This is a genomic window from Hymenobacter ruricola, assembly GCF_015694525.1.
Classification (GTDB): Bacteria; Bacteroidota; Bacteroidia; order Cytophagales; family Hymenobacteraceae; genus Hymenobacter; species Hymenobacter ruricola.
In genome coordinates, this window is record NZ_JADQDM010000008.1 from 19660 (window position 1) to 36806 (window position 17147).

A 17147-nucleotide genomic window follows, 5' to 3' on the forward strand; every position below is an offset into this window, starting at 1 on the left:
CTATGATGCAGGAATCCATTGCCGCTCTCACGGCCGAAATTACGAAGGCCGAACTGAATAATCCCGCCGAACTCGATGCCTTTCGCATCAATTACCTCGGCCGCAAGGGTCGGCTGGCCGACTTGTTCGACCAACTGAAGACGGTGCCCGCCGAAGAGAAGCGCGCCGTGGGCCAGCAGCTCAACGCCCTGAAGCAGCAGGCCCAGGCCCGTTTCGACGAAGCCCAGCAGGCCGCCGAAGCCGCCGCCGACAACGCCCCCGCCAACCCCGATTTCGACTATACCCTGCCCGTGGTGCCCCACGCCCTGGGCACCCGCCACCCCCTGAGCCTGGTGCGCGAAGAAATGCTGCGCGTGTTCGCCCGCATCGGCTTTGCCGTGGCCGAGGGGCCCGAAATTGAGGACGACTGGCACAACTTCACCGCCCTCAACTTTCCCGAAAACCACCCGGCGCGCGACATGCAGGACACGTTTTTTGTGGCGGGAGAAGGTGGCGGAATGGTTAGTAGCGGAGTTACCAGCGAATCAGAAACGCCCAAGCCTCACCTGCTGCGCACCCACACCAGCACCGTGCAGGTGCGCGTGATGGAAACCGAGCCGCTGCCTATTCGCCGGGTGATGCCGGGCCGCGTGTTCCGCAACGAGGCCATTTCGGCGCGAGCGCACATGATGTTTCATCAGGTAGAGGGCATTTTCATTGACGAGGGCGTGAGCTTCGCCGACCTCAAGCAGACGGTGTACTACTTTGTGCAGGAGCTCTTCGGGCAGGACATCAACATCCGCTTCCGGCCCAGCTTCTTCCCTTTCACCGAGCCCAGCGCCGAAATCGACATCACCTGCCTGATTTGCAAAGGCGCGGGCTGCAACATCTGCAAATATTCGGGCTGGGTCGAAATCGGCGGCTGTGGGATGGTGGACCCGGCCGTGCTCGAAAACGCCAAGATTGACCCCGAGAAATACTCCGGCTATGCCTGGGGCATGGGCATCGAGCGCATTGCCATGCTCAAGTACCAGATTAAGGACCTGCGCCTGTTCACAGAAAACGACTTGCGCTTCCTGCGGCAGTTCGAGGCGCTGTAATTTCACCGTCACCCCAAGCTTACCAGCCAGATTATGGGCTTCTTATCCTTTTTTAATAAGAAGCCGGCCGCTGCGCCGGCATCGCCGGCCATTCGCGAAGTGCTGTTCGGCGATGTGCCGGTGCTGGAATGGCCCCGGCCGGACGCCCCGCACCGCCTGGAGCCGCCCTGGGCGCCGTTTGCAGCCGCTCAGGACGCCTACCAGAGCGGCGATACCGCCGCGGCCATTGCGGCCCTGCAGCAGGTGCTGGACACCCCGGGCCAGGAGTCGCGCCAGTACCTGCAGGCGTGGCAGTTTCTGCGGATGCTGGGCGTGGAACCGCCCCTGGCCGAAGGCCGGCGCGTGCTGGGCGTGGTGGTGGAAGTGACGCTGCCCGAAGGCCTCGACCTGGTGGTGGCCTACGCCGACCTTTCGGCCCGGTATTTTAACCACAGCGGCGCGGGCGTGGTGTGGGAAACAGGCACCGATTTGGCCGGCAGCCCCATTCAGCACCTGCTGGCCGCGGGCCAGGAGATGGCCAACGTCATCGGGCCCTGGCTGGAAGCGCGGCGGGCGGCCCCGCCGGTGGGCCACGTGCGCATCAACGCCCTCACGCCCAGCGGGCTGTATTTTGGCGAAGCGCCCTTCAACACCCTGGCCCAGGACCCGTTAGGAGGGCCGGTGGTGTCGCGGGGCCAGGCCCTGATGCAGGCGCTGATTGACGCTCAAAGGGCTCAGGCTGCTTCCGGCGTCAAGTAGGACGGTTCCCGACGGGCATCATCGCCACGCGAAGGACGGCCGGGCACTCGCGCCGTCGTAATTTTGTCATTCTAAGAGAACTGCCTGCTTGCCGGGCATTTCCATTTACGCATTTATCTCAGACTGCTACTCTTCCGAAATCTGCCTTTCCGGCGCGCATTTCGACAAAACCGTGATTCATGAAGGTTAGAAATCAAACCACCAATAAAGTAAACGTCATCACCCTGGGCTGCTCCAAAAACGTGGTGGACAGCGAAGTGCTGATGGGCCAACTGCAGGCCAACGACTTCGACGTGACGCACGAAGCCGAGAAATCCGATGCCAACATCGTCATCATCAACACCTGCGGCTTCATTGATAACGCCAAGCAGGAGAGCATCGACACCATCCTGCGCTACGCGGACGAGAAGGAAGCGGGCCGCCTCGAAAAGCTCTACGTGACGGGCTGCCTTTCGCAGCGCTACAAGGACGAGCTGGAAGTAGAAATCCCGCAGGTGGACGCTTATTTCGGCACCCTGGAGCTGCCGCAGATGCTGAAAGTGCTCAACGCCGACTACAAGCACGAGCTCATCGGCGAGCGCCTGATTACCACGCCCCGGCACTACGCCTACTTCAAAATTGCGGAGGGCTGCAACCGTCCCTGCTCGTTCTGCGCCATCCCGCTGATGCGCGGCAAGCACGTGGACCGGCCCATCGAGGACCTGGTGAAGGAAGCCAAGCGCCTGGCTGGCATGGGCACCAAGGAGCTGATTCTCATTGCCCAGGACCTGACTTATTACGGCCTGCAGGCCTACGGTGAGCGCAAGTTGGCCGACCTGCTGCGCCACCTGTCCGACGTGAACGGCATCGACTGGATTCGGCTGCAGTACGCCTATCCCTCGCAGTTTCCGCTGGAGGCGCTGGACGTGATGGCCGAGCGGGACAACATCTGCAAGTACCTGGACATGCCCTTGCAGCACGGCTCGGACAACATGCTGAAGACCATGCGCCGCGGCATCACCAAGCGCCGCACCGTGGAGCTGGTGGACACCATCCGGCAGCGCGTACCGGGCATTGCGCTGCGCACCACGCTCATCAGCGGGCACCCCGGCGAAACGGAGCAGGACTTTCGCGAGATGTATGATTTCGTGGAGCAAACGCGGTTTGAGCGGCTGGGCATCTTCACCTACTCGCACGAGGAAAACACGCACTCGCACACGCTGGTGGACGACGTGCCGGCCGAGCTGAAGCAGGAGCGCGCCGACGCCATCATGGAGCTGCAGCAGGGCATTTCGATGGAGCTGAACGAGGCCCGCGTGGGCCAGACCTATAAGGTGCTGTTCGACCGCAAGGAAAGTGGCCATTTCGTGGGCCGCACCGAGTTCGACTCGCCCGAAGTAGACAACGAAGTGCTGGTGCCGGTGGAGAAAAACACCTTCGTGCGCCTCGGCGACTTCGCGAACGTGAAGATTGACTCGGCCTCGGATTTCGACCTCTACGGCCATTTGGTGTAGAGACGCAATAGGTTGCGTCTCGGCGTTGAACGATTGACTTTGAACGGACATCGTTGAACGACATCCAAGCGGCGCGGACGACGAGACGCAAAATATTGCGTCTCTGCATTGTTCTGACAACAAATTAACTTTTCGGCCGGGGCCGGGTTTTGTGCGGACTTTTGCCATTGGCAAGGGTTCGCGCTGAACCCGGCCCCGCTCTTTTCCCATGCCCACCACCTGTAGCACCCTGCCCTACGCCGAAACCGGCGCCTTCTCCGGCCTCCTCACCGATTACCTGGCCCAGAAGCCGGAACTGGCGCCCTTCTACCACCGCTTTCCGGCGCTGGAAAATTTCGCGGCGCAAATTGAAGAAAAGCAGGCCAGCTACACCCCCAACGCCCGCAAACGACTGGTGGCCGCCCTGCGCGACCAGTACGGCCTGGCCCCCGAGCCCGAACCGGCCATTGAGCACAGCCTGATGCTGCTGGCCGAGCCCACCACTTTCACTGTGACCACCGGGCACCAGCTCAACCTACTCACCGGGCCGCTGTATTTCATCTATAAAATCGTGTCGGCCATCAAGCTGAGCCGGGAGCTGAAGGCGAAATACCCGCAGTACGATTTCGTGCCGGTGTATTGGATGGCCACGGAAGACCATGATTTTGCCGAAATCAACCACTTCTCGCTGTTCGGCAAAACCTATTCGTGGGACGCGGCGGGTACTGGCGGGCCGGTGGGCCGCCTGCCGCTCGACGGCCTGGCCGAGCAGCTGCTGAGCCAACTGCCGCCCGAGGTGCCGGCGGCTTTTCACAGGGCCTACGCCGAGTCGAAAAACCTGGCCGAAGCCACTCGCAAGCTGGTCGACTCACTGTTTGGCGAATTTGGGCTGGTGACGCTGGACGCCGACCGGCCGGCCCTGAAACAGGCGCTGGTGCCGGTACTGGAGCAGGAAATCCGGGAGCAGGTGTCCAACGCGGCGGTGCAGGCCACCAACGCCCGCCTCACGGCGGCCGGCTACAAGCCGCAGGTGTATTCGCGGCCCATCAACCTGTTTTTCATCACCGACGAGGGCAAACGCGAGCGGCTGGAACCCGACGCCAGCGGCGCCGACTGCGTGGAAGTCACCATCCGCAACACGGCCAAGTGCCACAGCCAGGCCGAGCTGCTGGAACTGGCCCAGACGCACCCCGAGCAGTTCAGCCCCAACGTGGTGCTGCGGCCGGTGTACCAAGAAATGCTGCTGCCCAACCTGGCCTACGTCGGCGGCGGGGCCGAGGTGGCGTACTGGTTTCAGCTGAAGGACGTGTTTGCCGCGTTTGGCGTGCCCTACCCCATCGTGCTGCCCCGCAACTCGGCCGAGTACATCAGCCGGGCCAACGCGGGCAAGCTCAAAAAGCTGGGCCTGGACTGGCGCGAGATTTTCCGGCCGCTGCCCGAGTTGAAAAAGCAGGTGGGCGCCGCCCTGGGCCAGGAAGAAATCAGCTTAAAGGAGCAGCAGCAGGCCCTGGCCGCCGCCTTTCAGCAGGTGCAGGACCTGGCCCAGCGCCTCGACCCTACCCTGGTAAAAACCGTGGCCGCCGAAGCCCAGAAAGCTGCCGGCGGCCTCGCCGGCCTCGAAAAGCGCTTGAGCAAGGCCGCCGAAGCCAAGCACGAAACCGCCTACGCCCAGCTCACGGCGCTCAAGGAGAAGCTGTTTCCGGGCGGCGGCCTGCAGGAACGCAGCGAGAACGTGCTGAGCATTTTGATAAACAACCCCGGCTTCATCCGGCAGCTGCTGGAAGCGTTTGAGCCGCTGGCCCTGGAGTTTACGGTGCTGGTGGAAGAGTAATCAATGGATAGCGCTACTTCTTTCGACGCCGGTGCAGTATTGGACGCGTACTTTGAATTGCGCAGTTTTGCTGGCGACGCAATAGAACTGTGGTCGGAACGGGCTTTTAAGAAGAACCCACCGCGCCTCTACCGATACCAGCGCTTACAAGCCTTATTGCGTGCTTTTGACTTGCCACTGGCATTACGAGAGTTGGAAAACGGGACTTTTTTGTTCGGACGAGCGCCTCATTTGTACCAGTTTATACAAAACGAACTAATGCTGCTGCATCAACAGGGGGTATTGGCTAGTGCTCCTGGTCCAGCGGCTGGCCTCCACTACCGAATGCTTTATCAAAAGCTCTTCCGGTTATTGCACGAGCAGTACCAACTCCAGCAATTCAACAGTGGTTGGTTAGAAGCAAGCTCAGCGGAAGCTCAATACGTCATCTTGGTTGCGCGTCGGTTTATAAACAGTTACGACCACGCGCTGCTTGCCGCCGTGAGGCAGACGGTATGCCGGCTTCTCGACCCAAGTGCCCGCCGGTTTTCGCGCCAGGAATTAATTACGCATTTCGGCTTTCCAGACGTGGACTTGGATGAAGTAGATTTTGAATGGATTTAGCTTCCTCCAAAGCCGACCTGCGCCGCGCCGCCCTGGCCCGCCGCCTGGCCCTGGACGCGGGCCAGGTGGCCCGCCGCAGCGACAAGCTGCGCGAGAACCTGTTCCGTGAGTTTCCGGTGGCACAGTGGCGCTGGCTGCACGTGTTTCTGCCGCTGCAAAAGCGAAACGAGCCCGATACCTGGGCGATAATCCGCTGGATTTGGGGCGAGGAAATGCCGCTGCGCCTGGCCGTGCCCGTGGTGCAGGCCGACGGCATTTCGCTGAAGCACTACGAGCTGACGCCGGGCACCCAGCTCACCCAAAACCGCTGGGGGATTGATGAGCCGGTGCCCCACCCCACAGCCGCGCCGGAAGTAGCGCCCGCCGCGCTGGATGCCGTGCTGGTGCCGCTGCTGGCCGCCGACCGCACGGGGCAGCGCGTGGGCTACGGCGGCGGTTTCTACGACCGGTTTTTGGCGCAGTGCCGGCCGGGCACGCAGTTCATCGGGCTGAGTGTGCTGAACGAGGCGCCCGTGCAACGCATTGCCGACGTGCTGCCCACCGATGTGCCCCTCACGGCCTGCATCACGCCGGGCCGGGTGTGGCGGTTTTAGGTCCGCCGCTTGCCGGCAGGACAACCTGGCAAAACGCCAGAACACCGAAACTGGTATGCGTTTAAAAATTTATATTTTACGCATAAAAGTCTCGCAATAAGGGAATAGCGCTTTGCGTTGGCCGGGTAATCTTTCACTTCAAACGGATAGAACCATGGCCGAAATCCAACCGCAGGCTGCCGGGCCGAACAAAGCCGGCAAGCGACGAGCCAAGAAGATGTCGACCCGCATTGACATGACGCCGATGGTGGACCTGGCGTTTCTGCTGCTCACCTTTTTCATGCTCACCACCACCTTCGCCAAGCCCTTCAACCTGGAACTGACGATGCCGGTGAAAGGCGAGACCTCCGTGCCCATGAAGCAAGCCTTGACCGTCATCCTTGGCAAGGGCCACCAAGTGCATTATTTCTTCGGCCTGAACGCGCCGTACGACAAGACCGTGCGCCCAGCCCATCTGCGCACCACCACGTTTGCCGCCACTGGCATCCGGAAAGTGCTGCTGGAAAAACGGCAGGAATCGCCCGGCCTGGTGGTGCTCATCAAGCCCAGCGAAGATTCCAAATACCAGGACATGGTGGACATTCTCGACGAGATGAGCATCACGAACCAGAAAAAGTACGCGCTGGTAAAAATCACCCCCGACGACCTCACCCTCCTTAAAACTTCCACCTTATGATGACCAATGCCCAGCTGGCCACGGCCAGCCTCGACGACATCGTGTTCGATGGTCGCAACCGCACTTACGGCGCCTACCAGCTGCGCGCCCTCTACCAGCGCCACGTGACGCGGGCACTGGTCATTGCCACGGCCGTTTTTGCGCTGCTGCTGGTGTTTCCGCTTGCCGCGCAGTGGCTGAAGGACAAAATGCCCGTAGCGCCCCGGGTCATTGACGAGGGCAACATCCTGATGGCCCCGCCGCTGGCCCCCGAGGTGCTGACGCCCCCGCCGCCGCCCGCGGCCACGCCGCCGAGTGCGCCCCCGCAACAGCCCACCATAAAAGACATTGTGCCGGTGGTGGTGGACGACAAAAAAGCGCCCGCCGAAAGCGACGTGCCCAACCAGGACGACCTGCGCGACACCCCGCCCGGCGTGCGCACCATTGAGGGCGACCCCAACGCGGGCAACACCGACAACCTTGAGGACCTGCGGCCCGGCACCGACGAAACTGTGACCCGCGACGTGGTGGCCCCCACCGTGTACACCTACGTGGAGCAAATGCCCCAACTGCCCGGCGGGGGCGGCAACGCCGCCATCGTAGCCGCCATCCAGAAAGCCACCAAGTACCCGTCGCTGGCCCTCCGCAACCAAGTTGAAGGCCGCATTTTCGTGAGCTTCACGGTGAATACCCTGGGCGAAGTTTCGGACGTGAAAGTGGTAAAGGGCCTGGGTTCCGGCCTGGACGAGGAAACGATTCGGGCGGTGAAGACCCTGCCTAAGTTCATCCCCGGCAAGCAAAACGGCCGCGAGGTAAGCGTGTCGTTTACCGTGCCCATCACGTTTAAAATTCAGTAGCGGCGCCAATACCTAGTCTGCCGGAAAGCAAAACGTCAGGTCGAGCTTGTCGAGACATCTCGCGTGTGGTAGTAATCCAATCATCAGGAGTTACTACTGCATGCGAGATGTCTCGACAAGCTCGACCTGACGTTTTGCTTTTTTCCTTTGTCAGGAAAGCCAGTTATTTCCTCACCATTACCTCTTCCACCCGCGCAATGCGGGCCTGCCCCCACGGCGCGATGCTGACGTGCACGCGCAAGGGGTGCAACCGGCCAGCTTTTTCGAGGCGCAGGCCGCTGGCTTCGGGCACGTAGTAGCGCTCCAGGTTGAAGCGCAGGGCCAGCGAGTGCCGGTATACGTCCGTGACCCAGGCGCGCAGCACCACTTGGTTGGGGCCGGCTTTGGGGGAATTGGGGTACACGCCCACGGCGGTGGCGAGGCTGTCGGGGCCGGGCGCCAGGAGCAGGAACACGCCCTGCCGGCGCTTCGGTGGCGCCTCGCCGTGCCACTGGCGCAGGGGCGCTTCGCTGATGGTGTAGCGCAGGCGCACAAAATCGCCGTAGAGCAAGTCGCGCGGGTCGACGGGCGTGGTGGCCAGCACGATGTGCTGGCCCAGCGCCGTGGTGGCGTAGCCCGCGCCGGCCACGCCCAGCACGTAGAGCACCTGGGCGGCCACCAGCAGGCGCAGCAAGGGCCGGCGACGGGCGGGGTCAGAAGCCCAGGTCAGCAGGTCGGCCATTTCGGTTAAGTATGAATTGTAAATTATGAATTATGAGTTGAGGCCGGGGGCTCTGGAGCGGCGTCATCGGGCGTGGCGACGGGCGGCGCGGGCGGGGCAGCGGCCAGGGTTTGGGCGTTGCGGCGGCGCAGGTACCAGCTCAGGCTCAGCAGCAGCACGCCGCCCAGCAGGAAGAACAAGGACTTGTCCAGAAACGCCCAGGTCAGCTTGAAATAGGCCACGGCCGTGGCGGCCACAAACAGCACCGCGCCCACCGTCAGTTGGTCGGAGTCCTGGTTGCGGTGGGCCCGGGCCAGCACCGAGCCGGCGTGCGCGTACAGCACCACCAGCGTGGCCACCGCCAGCGGCAGCCCGCCCGGCAGGTAGAACCCCGGCAGCAGCAGCAGCCAGTCCAGCAGCGTGTTGAGGCGTCCGAGCGCCCGCTTGCCGGCCACCGACAGCGCAAACACCGCCCCCAGCGCCCCCAGATACGGCAGCAGCGGCGGCCGCAGCACGTCGGCGTAGGCATCGGTTTCGCCAAAGGTGGCCAGCCCGAACATGAACAAGTAAGCCGCCACCAGCGGCGGGCCCTGCAGGGCGCGGGCGCCGTTGCCGCGCGCCTGCCAGTCGCCGGCCGCGTAAATGGCCATGGCCGGCACAAAAAACCAGGTGATTTTGGCGTGCAGCGCCAGCACCAGCAAGCCCGCCTGCCACAGCAGGCCGGTGGACAGCACCGTGCTGCTCACCACCTCGGGCCGGCGCCACCAGTAGTAGCCCAGACCCGCGGCCACCAGCACCGCCGTGGCGTAGCTGAAGCTGCCCAGCGCCTGCACGCAATACGTTTGCACGCCCGCCCCAATCACCACCGTCAGCAGCACCAGCAGCCGCGAGCCGTACACGTAGCTCAGGGCCACGCCGGCCACCACCCAGGCCAGCAGCCCGCTCACATCGTACCCCACCAGTTGGTAGAGCTGGCTGACGAGAATGATGGCGGCCCCAAACACCAGCAGCCCCAGCCCGATGAGGCCGTGGCCCAAATCGGCATTGCCGCGCCGCAGGAAATACGTGCCCGCCCCGTAGGCCCCCAGCAGGCTGCCCAGCAGCAGCGCCAGCCGCAGCACGGCAGGCAGGCCCTGCCAGTTGGCGGCCACCACGCTCAGGGCGCTCAGGCCCACCAGCACGCTGCCCAGCAGCGGCAGCAGGCCCACGGCCGGCACTTCGGCCGGGTAGCGGGCCAGCAGCTGTTGCCGCTGCGCTTCGCTGATGAGGCCGTCGGTGACCCAGCCGGGGCTTTCGGTTTCGAGAAATTTACGGGACAAGGTTTTTAGGACAGGAAGGTATGAAGGGATGAGGTGCGGGTTCAAAGAACGTCATGCCGAGCGTCAGCGAAGCATCTTTACTGCAATAGTAATTATTTACTTCTGCGGTAAAGATGCTTCGCTGACGCTCGGCATGACGTCCAACTCTTTTCCCTCCTAATCCCAACCCTCCCTACCCTATTCCTTCCGCGCCCGCGTCATTTCGCGCTTGCCGGGCGGGCCGGGGAGCTTTTCGGTGCGCCAGCCAGCGGCCCGCAGGTTGCGCCGAAACTGGCCCTGGGCGCAGTAGCTCACCAGCACCGCGCCGGGGGCAGCGGCCGCGCAGAGCTTGGCAAAAATGGCTTCCGTCCACAGCTCGGGCTGCTTTTCGGGGGCGAAGGCGTCGAAGTAAATCAGGTCGTAGTACGCGGCGGGCAAAGCCGCCTGCTCCAGCGCCTCGGGCAGCTTGCTGAGGAAAAAATGGGGCGCCAGCGGGTGCGTTTCGGTCCAAGGGGCGGCGTGCAGCCGGTGCAGCAGCGCCACGGTTTCGGGCGCTTCGGTGGCCCATTTTGCGGCCAGTTCGGCTACTACCTCGGGCGGCAGCGGCACGGTTTCGAGGGCGTCGTAGGCCACAGCGGCGCCGGCGGTTTGGACGCGGCCCAGGGTGAGCAGGGCGTTGAGGCCGGTGCCAAGGCCCACTTCGAGCAGGTGCAGCGGCCGGGCGCAGGGCCCGCCCAGGCCGGCTTCGAGCAGGGGCAGCAGCCCCGCCTCGATGAACACGTGCTCCGACTCCTGCCGCGCGCCGTGCCGCGAGTGGTAATGCTCGTCGAGCGCCGGCACGTAGAGCGTGGCCGAGCCGTCGGCCGTGCGCCGCACTTCTACCTTTGGCGCTTCCGGTGCCTGCTGGTCATTGGTTTCCATTTGCCGATTCATTCGCTGATTCACCTATTCACTCATTGCCCACATGGCCCGCGTAAAAGTATCCCTGCCCGATGCCTTCCCCTTTGCCACCGAAATTCCGGTGCGCATCACCGACCTCAACTACGGCGGCCACCTCGGCAACGATGCGCTGCTGAGCCTGCTACACGAGGCGCGGGTGCAGTTTCTGCGCTCCCTGGGCCTGGAAAACGACTACGACCCCGTGAGCAAGCTCGGCCTCATCATGGTCGACGTGGCCGTGGAGTACAAGGGCGAGGCCTTCCACGGCGACGTGCTGCACTTCCGCATGGCCGCCGCCGACGCCAGCAAGTACGGCTTCGACGTGGTGTACCACGTGCACAACCAGGCCGGCAAAGAAATAGCCCGCGCCAAAACCGGCATGCTCTGCTTCGACTACAACGTGCGCAAGCTGCGCCTGCTGCCGCCGGACCTGGCGGCGCGGGTGGGGTAGCCTAAAGTTGAAATCCTTTCCGCAAGCCTTGGTTTACCTGTTGAAGTTCTGCGTCAGTTAGTTCTCCGACCCGACCATGCAACTGACTGCGGTCAAGCATGGCTATTTTTAGCACCCGGACCAATGAAGGTTTGCCTAACCGATTGAGCGCAGTGGGTTGTAGCACCACATCATAAGGCTGAGCTAAGCCCAGATTGCCAATGATGAATGCTACCGTCACATCCGGAGCCTCCACAGCCAAAACCAGTGCCGGCCGCCGCTTGGAGCCTTGTTGATTGGTGAACGGAAACTGTACCTGAAGAATGTCACCCTTTTTCATATGCTCCCACTGACGCAGAAAATACCGGGCCCGTTACTTTTCCTCGTTTAGAAAGTCGTATGCCCGGCTTTGCTGCTGAATGATTCGCATATCGGCAGCAAAATCCGCTTCGGTTTCGTCAGCATCCAGTTCGGCGGCCACTATCGGCAAATTGTCCCATGTTTGCTGAGCCAAGAAGGCCGCGAAATCGCGCACAGATTGAGCCTGAGCTTCGGACAGCGAAGCCAAGAAGCGGCCAGTTTCAGCAATCAATGTTTCGTTACGCATGGGACTCAATTGAAATTCCTTCTGCAAAATACCGCGGTGTCGGCGAAAAGTTCGTTTTTATCGTGAAGCAGGAGGCAACAACTGCGCTAAGCGCTAACGGGAACCCAACGCCCTGTCGGCTTGTATCTTTGTGCTATGCTGCTGGAACTGCCCCTCGCCCCCGTCATTAAAAAGCGTGATATCCGCAAAACCTCGCCCGACGAGCTCAAGGCCTTTATGGTGGAGCACGGCGAGAAGCCTTTCCGCGCCAAGCAAGTGCTGGAATGGCTCTGGAAAAACACCGCTTCCTCGTTTGAGGAGATGAACAACATCTCGGTGGCCACGCGCGAGCTGCTGGCCAACCACTTCGTCATCAACGGCGTGACGGTGCAGAACAAGCAGCTCAGCAACGACGGCACCATCAAATCGGCCTTCAAGCTCTACGACGGCAACGTGGTGGAAGGCGTGCTCATCCCGCACGACACGCGCATGACAGCCTGCATCAGCTCACAAGTGGGCTGCTCGCTGACGTGTAAGTTCTGCGCCACGGGCTACATGGACCGCAAGCGCAACCTCGACGCGGCCGAGATTTACGACCAGGTGGTGCGCATCCGGGAGCAGTGCGAGGCCCAGTACGGCACGCCGCTCACCAACATCGTGTACATGGGCATGGGCGAGCCGCTGCTCAACTACGCCAACGTGGTGGAAAGCGTGCGCCGCATCACCGCGCCCGACGGCCTGAACATGGCCCCGCGCCGCATCACCATCAGCACGGCCGGCATTGCCAAGATGATTAAGAAGCTGGCCGACGACGACGTGAAGGCCAACCTGGCCCTCTCGCTGCACGCGCCCACCGACGGGAAGCGCAACGAAATCATGCCCATCAACGAGGCCAACTCCCTGGCCGCGCTCAAGGAAGCCCTGCAGTACTACCACCAGAAAACCGGCCGCAAAGTCACCTACGAATACATCGTGTTCGACGGCTTCAACGACGGGCTGGACGACGCCGCCGAACTGCTGAAAATCAGCAAATGGCTGCCCTGCAAGGTGAACCTGATTGAGTACAACCCCATCGACAACGCGAGCTATCAGAACGCGGCCGACGACAAAATCACCGCCTTCCACAAGTTCTTGGCCGACCGCGGCGTGCAAACCAACATCCGCCGCTCGCGCGGCAAGGACATCGACGCCGCCTGCGGGCAGCTGGCGGTGAAGGAAAAGGCCGAGGCGGCGTAGCCCAGGCCACTTCGCTCTAAACTCTAAATAAAAAAGGCCCGCCTGCTGACTAGCAGGCGGGCCTTTTTGCGCAGCTGAGGCGCTACTTGATTTTGCCGAAGCGCACCGTGAGCTCGGCGAAGGGAAACGCGGTACCGTCGTTATAGCCGAAGCGGAAGGTGCCGTTGCCGTTGTCCTCGTAGTTGCCGTAGACGTAGGCCAGGCCCAAGCCGCCGCCGATGCGCTGGGCGGCGTAGCGCGCCCCAGCAATGCCGAAGACGCCGGTGGCGGTTCCGTAGGCATCGGAGCTGCGAATGAAATAGGTTTCGTTCATCAGCGACACGCGGCGGCTGATGCGGGTGGCCCCGCCGAGTTCGAACACCGGCGTTTCGTAAAACCCCGCGGAGCCATCGTAGGCGTAGCCCACGCCCAGGGTCAGGTTGTTGTCGGCACTGCCGTAGGTGGCGTTGGCGTAGGTGAGGCCAAAGGCGCCGGTGCGGTTGAAGAGCAGCAGCCCGCCCGCTCCCACCCGGAAGTTTTCGCTCACCGGGAAGCTCACCTTGGGCGTGAAGCCAATGAAATTGACGTCGCCGGCTTCGGGAATAATGCTGCCCATCAGGCCGATGGAAATGTTGTCGGTCACGCCGTAGTTCGCGCTCAGCAGGAAGAGCTCCAGGTTTTGCACGTAGCCTTCGCCCTTGCGCAGGTTGCGGGCCGTGGGGGCAAAAAACAGGCGGTTGCCGTTGCCCACGTCGTCGTAGCCGAGGCGGGCCTGCTCGGCCGAGAGCAGCGCCAGCCGGCTGAGGTTGGCGCGCGGCACGCGCACCAAGCCCAGGTCTTTGGTTTCAAACGTGAGTTCCTCGGGGCCGGCGCTGCGCAGCTCGCCCACGAAGGCGGTGCCCGCTTTCAGCTCCACGCTGTAGGTGCGGCCGATGATTTCGTCGGTGCCGGAGCTCGGGGCCGGGGCGGCGGGGGCAGGAGCGGCGGGTACTCCGGCCGGCGCGCTGGGCGCCGAGGGCAGCGCCACCGGGCCGGGCACCGGGGTTTGGGCGCGCAGCGCGGCCCAGGGGGCGGCCAGCAGGCAAAGCGTAACGCAAGCGGGGAACCTCAGCATGGCCGACAGGAAGTGGTGGTGCCGCAAAGATGCACGGCGGCCCGCAACTGGTTGCACGGCCCGGCGCGCTCCCTACGATTTCCAGCTGCCGGTGGAGCGGGGGCGGCCGGTGGCCTTTTCCTCGTCGGTTTCGCCGGGTGCAATTTCCTCCAGGCGCACGCGCACGGCGTGGGCTTTGGGCTGCACCTTTTGGCCGAAGGCGTCGGCAAACTCCTGGGTAAACTCGGCCCCGAAGAAGATGATGAGCGAGGAGTAGTTGACCCACAGCAGCAGCACAATGGCCGAGCCCGCCGCCCCAAACGCCGAGCCGGGGTTCGATTTGGCGATGTAAAAAGCAATGAGGTACTTGCCAATGACGAAGAGCAGGGCCGTGATGAAGGCCCCGATGCCCACGTCGCGCCACCGGATGACGGCGTCGGGCAGGAAACGGTAGATGAGGGCGAAGAGCAGCGTGGTGATGCCCAGCGACAGCACCACGTCGACGACGTGGATGACGATGACGCCCACTTCCGGAATCTGCCGCTGCAGCCAGTCGGTGAAGGTGCTCAGCACGGCGCTCACCACGAAGGAAATGAGCAGTAGCAGGGCCACGCTCAAAATGAGCCCAAACGAGAGAAACCGCTGCTTGATGAAGGCCCCGATGCCGATGCCGGCGGTTTTCACCTTTAGGTTCCAGATGTCGTTGATGCTTTCCTGCAGGGTGACGAAGAAGGTGGTGGCCGCGAAAATGAGCGTGGCCACCCCGATGGTGGTGGCAATGGGCCCACGCTGCTGCACCGTGAACTTGGCGATGCTGTCCTGCAGGAACTTGGCCGAATCGGCCCCGACCAGCCCCTTCAGCTGCCCGTAAATCTGGCCCGTGAGCGCCTCGCCCCCAAACGCCGCGCTGGCCACCGTGATGACGATGAGCAGCAGCGGCGGCAACGAAAAGATGGTGTAGTACGACAGCGCCGCCGCGTGCCGAAACGAGTTGTTGTTGCTGAACTCCGAAGCCGAGGACTTGAGCACGGCGATGACGTCGGAGAATTTGTAGTGGGAAGCCATGTGGGGAAAGGTGTGGGTTGCGCGGCTTGTAGTACGGCTAGTACGGCGGGGCGTTGGCTGGCTTGGCGTTCCTGAACGTCATGCAGAGCGCAGCGAAGCATCTTTACCGCGAGAGTAAATAATTACTTCCGAGGTAAAGATGCTTCGCTGCGCTCTGCATGACGTTCTTTTCCCTCCACCATCATCCACACTCACCCCTTCGCCAGCGTCCAGCGCAGCGTTTCGATGGGGGCGGCCCGCAGGGCGGCGGCCAGCTCGGCATCGTCGCGGAACTGCAGTTGCGTGAGCACGCTGGCTTCCACGCTCACTTCGATTTCGGGCTGGGCGAAGGGCCAGGGCTCCACCAGCACCGGACCGCCGGGGCCCTGGGGCTGGCGCAAGTCGTAGCGGCGGCCGTCGGGGCCGTGGTGGATTTCGACGGCGCGGCCCATTTCCGGGATTTCGTGGCGGCAGAGGATGAGCGACAGGCGGTCGCACCAGTGCAGCAGGTCGTAGGCCTGCTGGGCTTCGGCCTTGGTGAGCTTGAGGCCGCGGCGCCACTCCTGCTGCCGGGCCTTGAGGTAGTCGAGAAAGGAGGTGATTTCTTCGGACTGGCCCCGCAGGCCCTCGTAGAGGCAGCTCAGGTGCAGGCTGGTGAGCAGGCTGCGCCAGCGCCCCTGGAAGCGGGCGGCGGCCAGCACCCCGGCGGCCTGCTCCAAGGAAAAGGCCTTTTGGGTGAAGTTGGCCGGGGCGCCGGCGGCCGTGAGGCCGTGGTGGCCGCCGCGGCCGCGCCAGGCTTCTTGTTCGTCGTCGTGCTGGGCAATGGCGGCTAGCAGGCCCACCCAGCGGTCGGGCGGCAGCAGGGTGGGCGGCCAGTGCCAGGCCAGCTGCGCGGCCAGCAGGGCGTGGGCCTGCTGGTAGATGATTTGCCAGCCGGCGGGCGTGGAGTTGACTATCATGGGCGGGGTGTAAGGAAAAAGGGATAAGGAATAGGGGAGCAGGGAAGAAGGAAAGGGAGCGGGAATAATGAATACGAACAGAACGTCATGCAGAGCGCTAGCGAAGCATCTTTACCGCAGTAGTAAATCAACTTACTTCCTCGGTAAAGATGCTTCGCTGCGCTCGGCATGACGGGCCGGAGCAACCCTTTCTCCTCATCTCCCCAACCCACATTATTTCCTTACCTTGCCTGCCGCTAAGTCTCTTTTTTTCAACCTTTTTACCCCTACGCATGACCCACAAAACCTACTTTCAGAATTTCTTCGTGGCCCTGTGCGCCGCCCTGAGCGACGACGAGTTTCTGGCTTTTGCCACCACGGTGCTCCTCAACCTGGAGCGCGACGCCCAGGCCCACGCCGAGGACATGGCCTACCTCCAGTCCCTGGTGGAAAAGCTGCGCGCCGCCCACGAGCAGCGCGGGCCGCAGGGCCAGTCGGCCACGGCCGCCACGCTGCGCACGGCCGTGAAAAACTTCCTGGCCTGGGCCAAGCTCACCAACACCGCCAAGGTGTTTCCGGCCTTCCCGGACCGCGCCCAGGCCGAGCGCATCGACATCTTCCCCGGCGGCATGGACGCGCTCTATCATGCCGACCAAAGCAATGTTCTGGGCCGCGCCAAGTACTACCTCGACCGCATCAGCACCACCTACGGCGCCCAAACCAAGGTGCCCCCGGCCCAGGCGGCCGCCGAATACAAGAAGCTGGAAGAAGCCCTCACCGGCCGCACCACCGACCACGCCGACCACCGGGAGGGCAGCGCCGCCGTCGACGCCGAGGAGCTAAACGTGTGCACCGGCCTCTACCGCGCCTACGCCGGCCTGCTGCACACGCACTTTGAACACCCCGAACGGGCCTACGCCTACTTTCCCTTCCCCAATACCACCGGCGCGGCTACCGACGACAACCTGCCCAGCCTGCCCGCCGCCCCTCATCCGGCCGGTTGAATTGCACTGAACCGGTAAAAATTACTCTCTAAACCGGTCCGGACCAATCCGGAGCCTTTTAGAGAGCTCTCG

The 17147-nt window shown here is 63.0% G+C and carries 19 protein-coding genes; 11 read left to right on the plus strand and 8 right to left on the minus strand.

Going from position 1 to position 17147, the window contains the following annotated elements; genetic code table 11:
* Positions 1 to 5 precede the first annotated feature (5 nt).
* The 8 genes from pheS to I2H31_RS15735 all read left to right on the plus strand — a co-directional run bounded on the left by pheS (position 6) and on the right by I2H31_RS15735 (position 7828).
* Entirely contained in the window at positions 6 to 1079 is a 1074-nt protein-coding gene (gene pheS, locus I2H31_RS15700; protein WP_394368966.1) for a phenylalanine--tRNA ligase subunit alpha, read from the plus strand.
* Positions 1080 to 1112: 33 nt separating this feature from the next.
* Positions 1113 to 1817, plus strand: a complete 705-nt coding sequence (locus I2H31_RS15705) for a hypothetical protein (protein WP_196293997.1) — start codon at positions 1113 to 1115, stop codon at positions 1815 to 1817.
* Positions 1818 to 1996: 179 nt separating this feature from the next.
* Positions 1997 to 3310 carry a 30S ribosomal protein S12 methylthiotransferase RimO gene (gene rimO, locus I2H31_RS15710; RefSeq protein WP_196293998.1) on the plus strand — a complete coding sequence of 438 codons (1314 nt, stop codon included), beginning with the start codon at positions 1997 to 1999 and terminating at the stop codon, positions 3308 to 3310.
* A 208-nt stretch (positions 3311 to 3518) separates the two neighbouring features.
* Complete coding sequence (gene bshC, locus I2H31_RS15715) at positions 3519 to 5120, plus strand: bacillithiol biosynthesis cysteine-adding enzyme BshC (RefSeq protein ID WP_196293999.1); 1602 nt, start codon at positions 3519 to 3521, stop codon at positions 5118 to 5120.
* Positions 5121 to 5123: 3 nt separating this feature from the next.
* Positions 5124 to 5723: a hypothetical protein gene (locus tag I2H31_RS15720; RefSeq protein WP_196294000.1), complete on the plus strand. Its 600-nt coding sequence runs from the start codon at positions 5124 to 5126 to the stop codon at positions 5721 to 5723.
* Positions 5714 to 6316, plus strand: a complete 603-nt coding sequence (locus tag I2H31_RS15725) for a 5-formyltetrahydrofolate cyclo-ligase (RefSeq protein WP_196294001.1) — start codon at positions 5714 to 5716, stop codon at positions 6314 to 6316. The genes I2H31_RS15720 and I2H31_RS15725 overlap by 10 nt, the downstream gene beginning before the upstream one ends.
* A 154-nt stretch (positions 6317 to 6470) precedes the next feature.
* Positions 6471 to 6992, plus strand: coding sequence for an ExbD/TolR family protein (locus I2H31_RS15730; RefSeq protein ID WP_196294002.1), 522 nt, complete (start codon positions 6471 to 6473; stop codon positions 6990 to 6992).
* Positions 6989 to 7828 carry an energy transducer TonB gene (locus I2H31_RS15735; protein WP_196294003.1) on the plus strand — a complete coding sequence of 280 codons (840 nt, stop codon included), beginning with the start codon at positions 6989 to 6991 and terminating at the stop codon, positions 7826 to 7828. Before I2H31_RS15730 ends, I2H31_RS15735 begins: the two co-directional genes overlap by 4 nt.
* Before the next feature lie 163 nt (positions 7829 to 7991).
* Here the strand turns inward: I2H31_RS15735 and I2H31_RS15740 are convergent, their stop codons facing one another.
* The 3 genes from I2H31_RS15740 to mnmD form a co-directional block, all read right to left on the minus strand.
* Complete coding sequence (locus I2H31_RS15740) at positions 7992 to 8549, minus strand: GDYXXLXY domain-containing protein (protein WP_196294004.1); 558 nt, start codon at positions 8547 to 8549, stop codon at positions 7992 to 7994.
* 23 nt (positions 8550 to 8572) lie between these two features.
* Positions 8573 to 9847: a DUF2157 domain-containing protein gene (locus I2H31_RS15745; protein ID WP_196294005.1), complete on the minus strand. Its 1275-nt coding sequence runs from the start codon at positions 9845 to 9847 to the stop codon at positions 8573 to 8575.
* Positions 9848 to 10024: 177 nt separating this feature from the next.
* A complete protein-coding gene (mnmD, locus tag I2H31_RS15750; RefSeq protein WP_196294006.1) occupies positions 10025 to 10747 on the minus strand; it encodes a tRNA (5-methylaminomethyl-2-thiouridine)(34)-methyltransferase MnmD in 723 nt (240 codons plus the stop codon).
* Between the two features lie 43 nt (positions 10748 to 10790).
* Here mnmD and I2H31_RS15755 point away from each other — a divergent pair, with 43 nt between their 5' ends.
* Positions 10791 to 11216, plus strand: a complete 426-nt coding sequence (locus tag I2H31_RS15755; RefSeq protein WP_196294007.1) for a thioesterase family protein — start codon at positions 10791 to 10793, stop codon at positions 11214 to 11216.
* A gap of 1 nt (position 11217) precedes the next feature.
* Here I2H31_RS15755 and I2H31_RS15760 read toward each other — a convergent pair whose 3' ends face one another.
* Both I2H31_RS15760 and I2H31_RS15765 read right to left on the minus strand, forming a co-directional pair.
* On the minus strand, positions 11218 to 11535 hold the full coding sequence (locus I2H31_RS15760) for a type II toxin-antitoxin system PemK/MazF family toxin (protein ID WP_196294008.1): 318 nt from the start codon (positions 11533 to 11535) through the stop codon (positions 11218 to 11220).
* Between the two features lie 33 nt (positions 11536 to 11568).
* Positions 11569 to 11802, minus strand: coding sequence for a hypothetical protein (locus I2H31_RS15765; RefSeq protein ID WP_196294009.1), 234 nt, complete (start codon positions 11800 to 11802; stop codon positions 11569 to 11571).
* A 135-nt stretch (positions 11803 to 11937) separates the two neighbouring features.
* On the opposite strand from I2H31_RS15765, the gene rlmN reads away from it, so the two are divergent.
* Positions 11938 to 13017: a 23S rRNA (adenine(2503)-C(2))-methyltransferase RlmN gene (gene rlmN / locus I2H31_RS15770; RefSeq protein ID WP_196294010.1), complete on the plus strand. Its 1080-nt coding sequence runs from the start codon at positions 11938 to 11940 to the stop codon at positions 13015 to 13017.
* Positions 13018 to 13099: 82 nt separating this feature from the next.
* Here the strand turns inward: rlmN and I2H31_RS15775 are convergent, their stop codons facing one another.
* The 3 genes from I2H31_RS15775 to I2H31_RS15785 all read right to left on the minus strand — a co-directional run bounded on the left by I2H31_RS15775 (position 13100) and on the right by I2H31_RS15785 (position 16092).
* Complete coding sequence (locus I2H31_RS15775; protein WP_196294011.1) at positions 13100 to 14110, minus strand: hypothetical protein; 1011 nt, start codon at positions 14108 to 14110, stop codon at positions 13100 to 13102.
* A 72-nt stretch (positions 14111 to 14182) separates the two neighbouring features.
* The gene (locus tag I2H31_RS15780; RefSeq protein ID WP_196294012.1) at positions 14183 to 15154 is read right to left on the minus strand and encodes a YihY/virulence factor BrkB family protein; all 972 of its coding nucleotides are present in this window, start codon (positions 15152 to 15154) and stop codon (positions 14183 to 14185) included.
* A 191-nt stretch (positions 15155 to 15345) separates the two neighbouring features.
* Positions 15346 to 16092, minus strand: coding sequence for a DUF3891 family protein (locus I2H31_RS15785; protein WP_196294013.1), 747 nt, complete (start codon positions 16090 to 16092; stop codon positions 15346 to 15348).
* Positions 16093 to 16364: 272 nt separating this feature from the next.
* Here I2H31_RS15785 and I2H31_RS15790 point away from each other — a divergent pair, with 272 nt between their 5' ends.
* A complete protein-coding gene (locus I2H31_RS15790) occupies positions 16365 to 17075 on the plus strand; it encodes a hypothetical protein (RefSeq protein WP_196294014.1) in 711 nt (236 codons plus the stop codon).
* Positions 17076 to 17147: the final 72 nt, after the last annotated feature.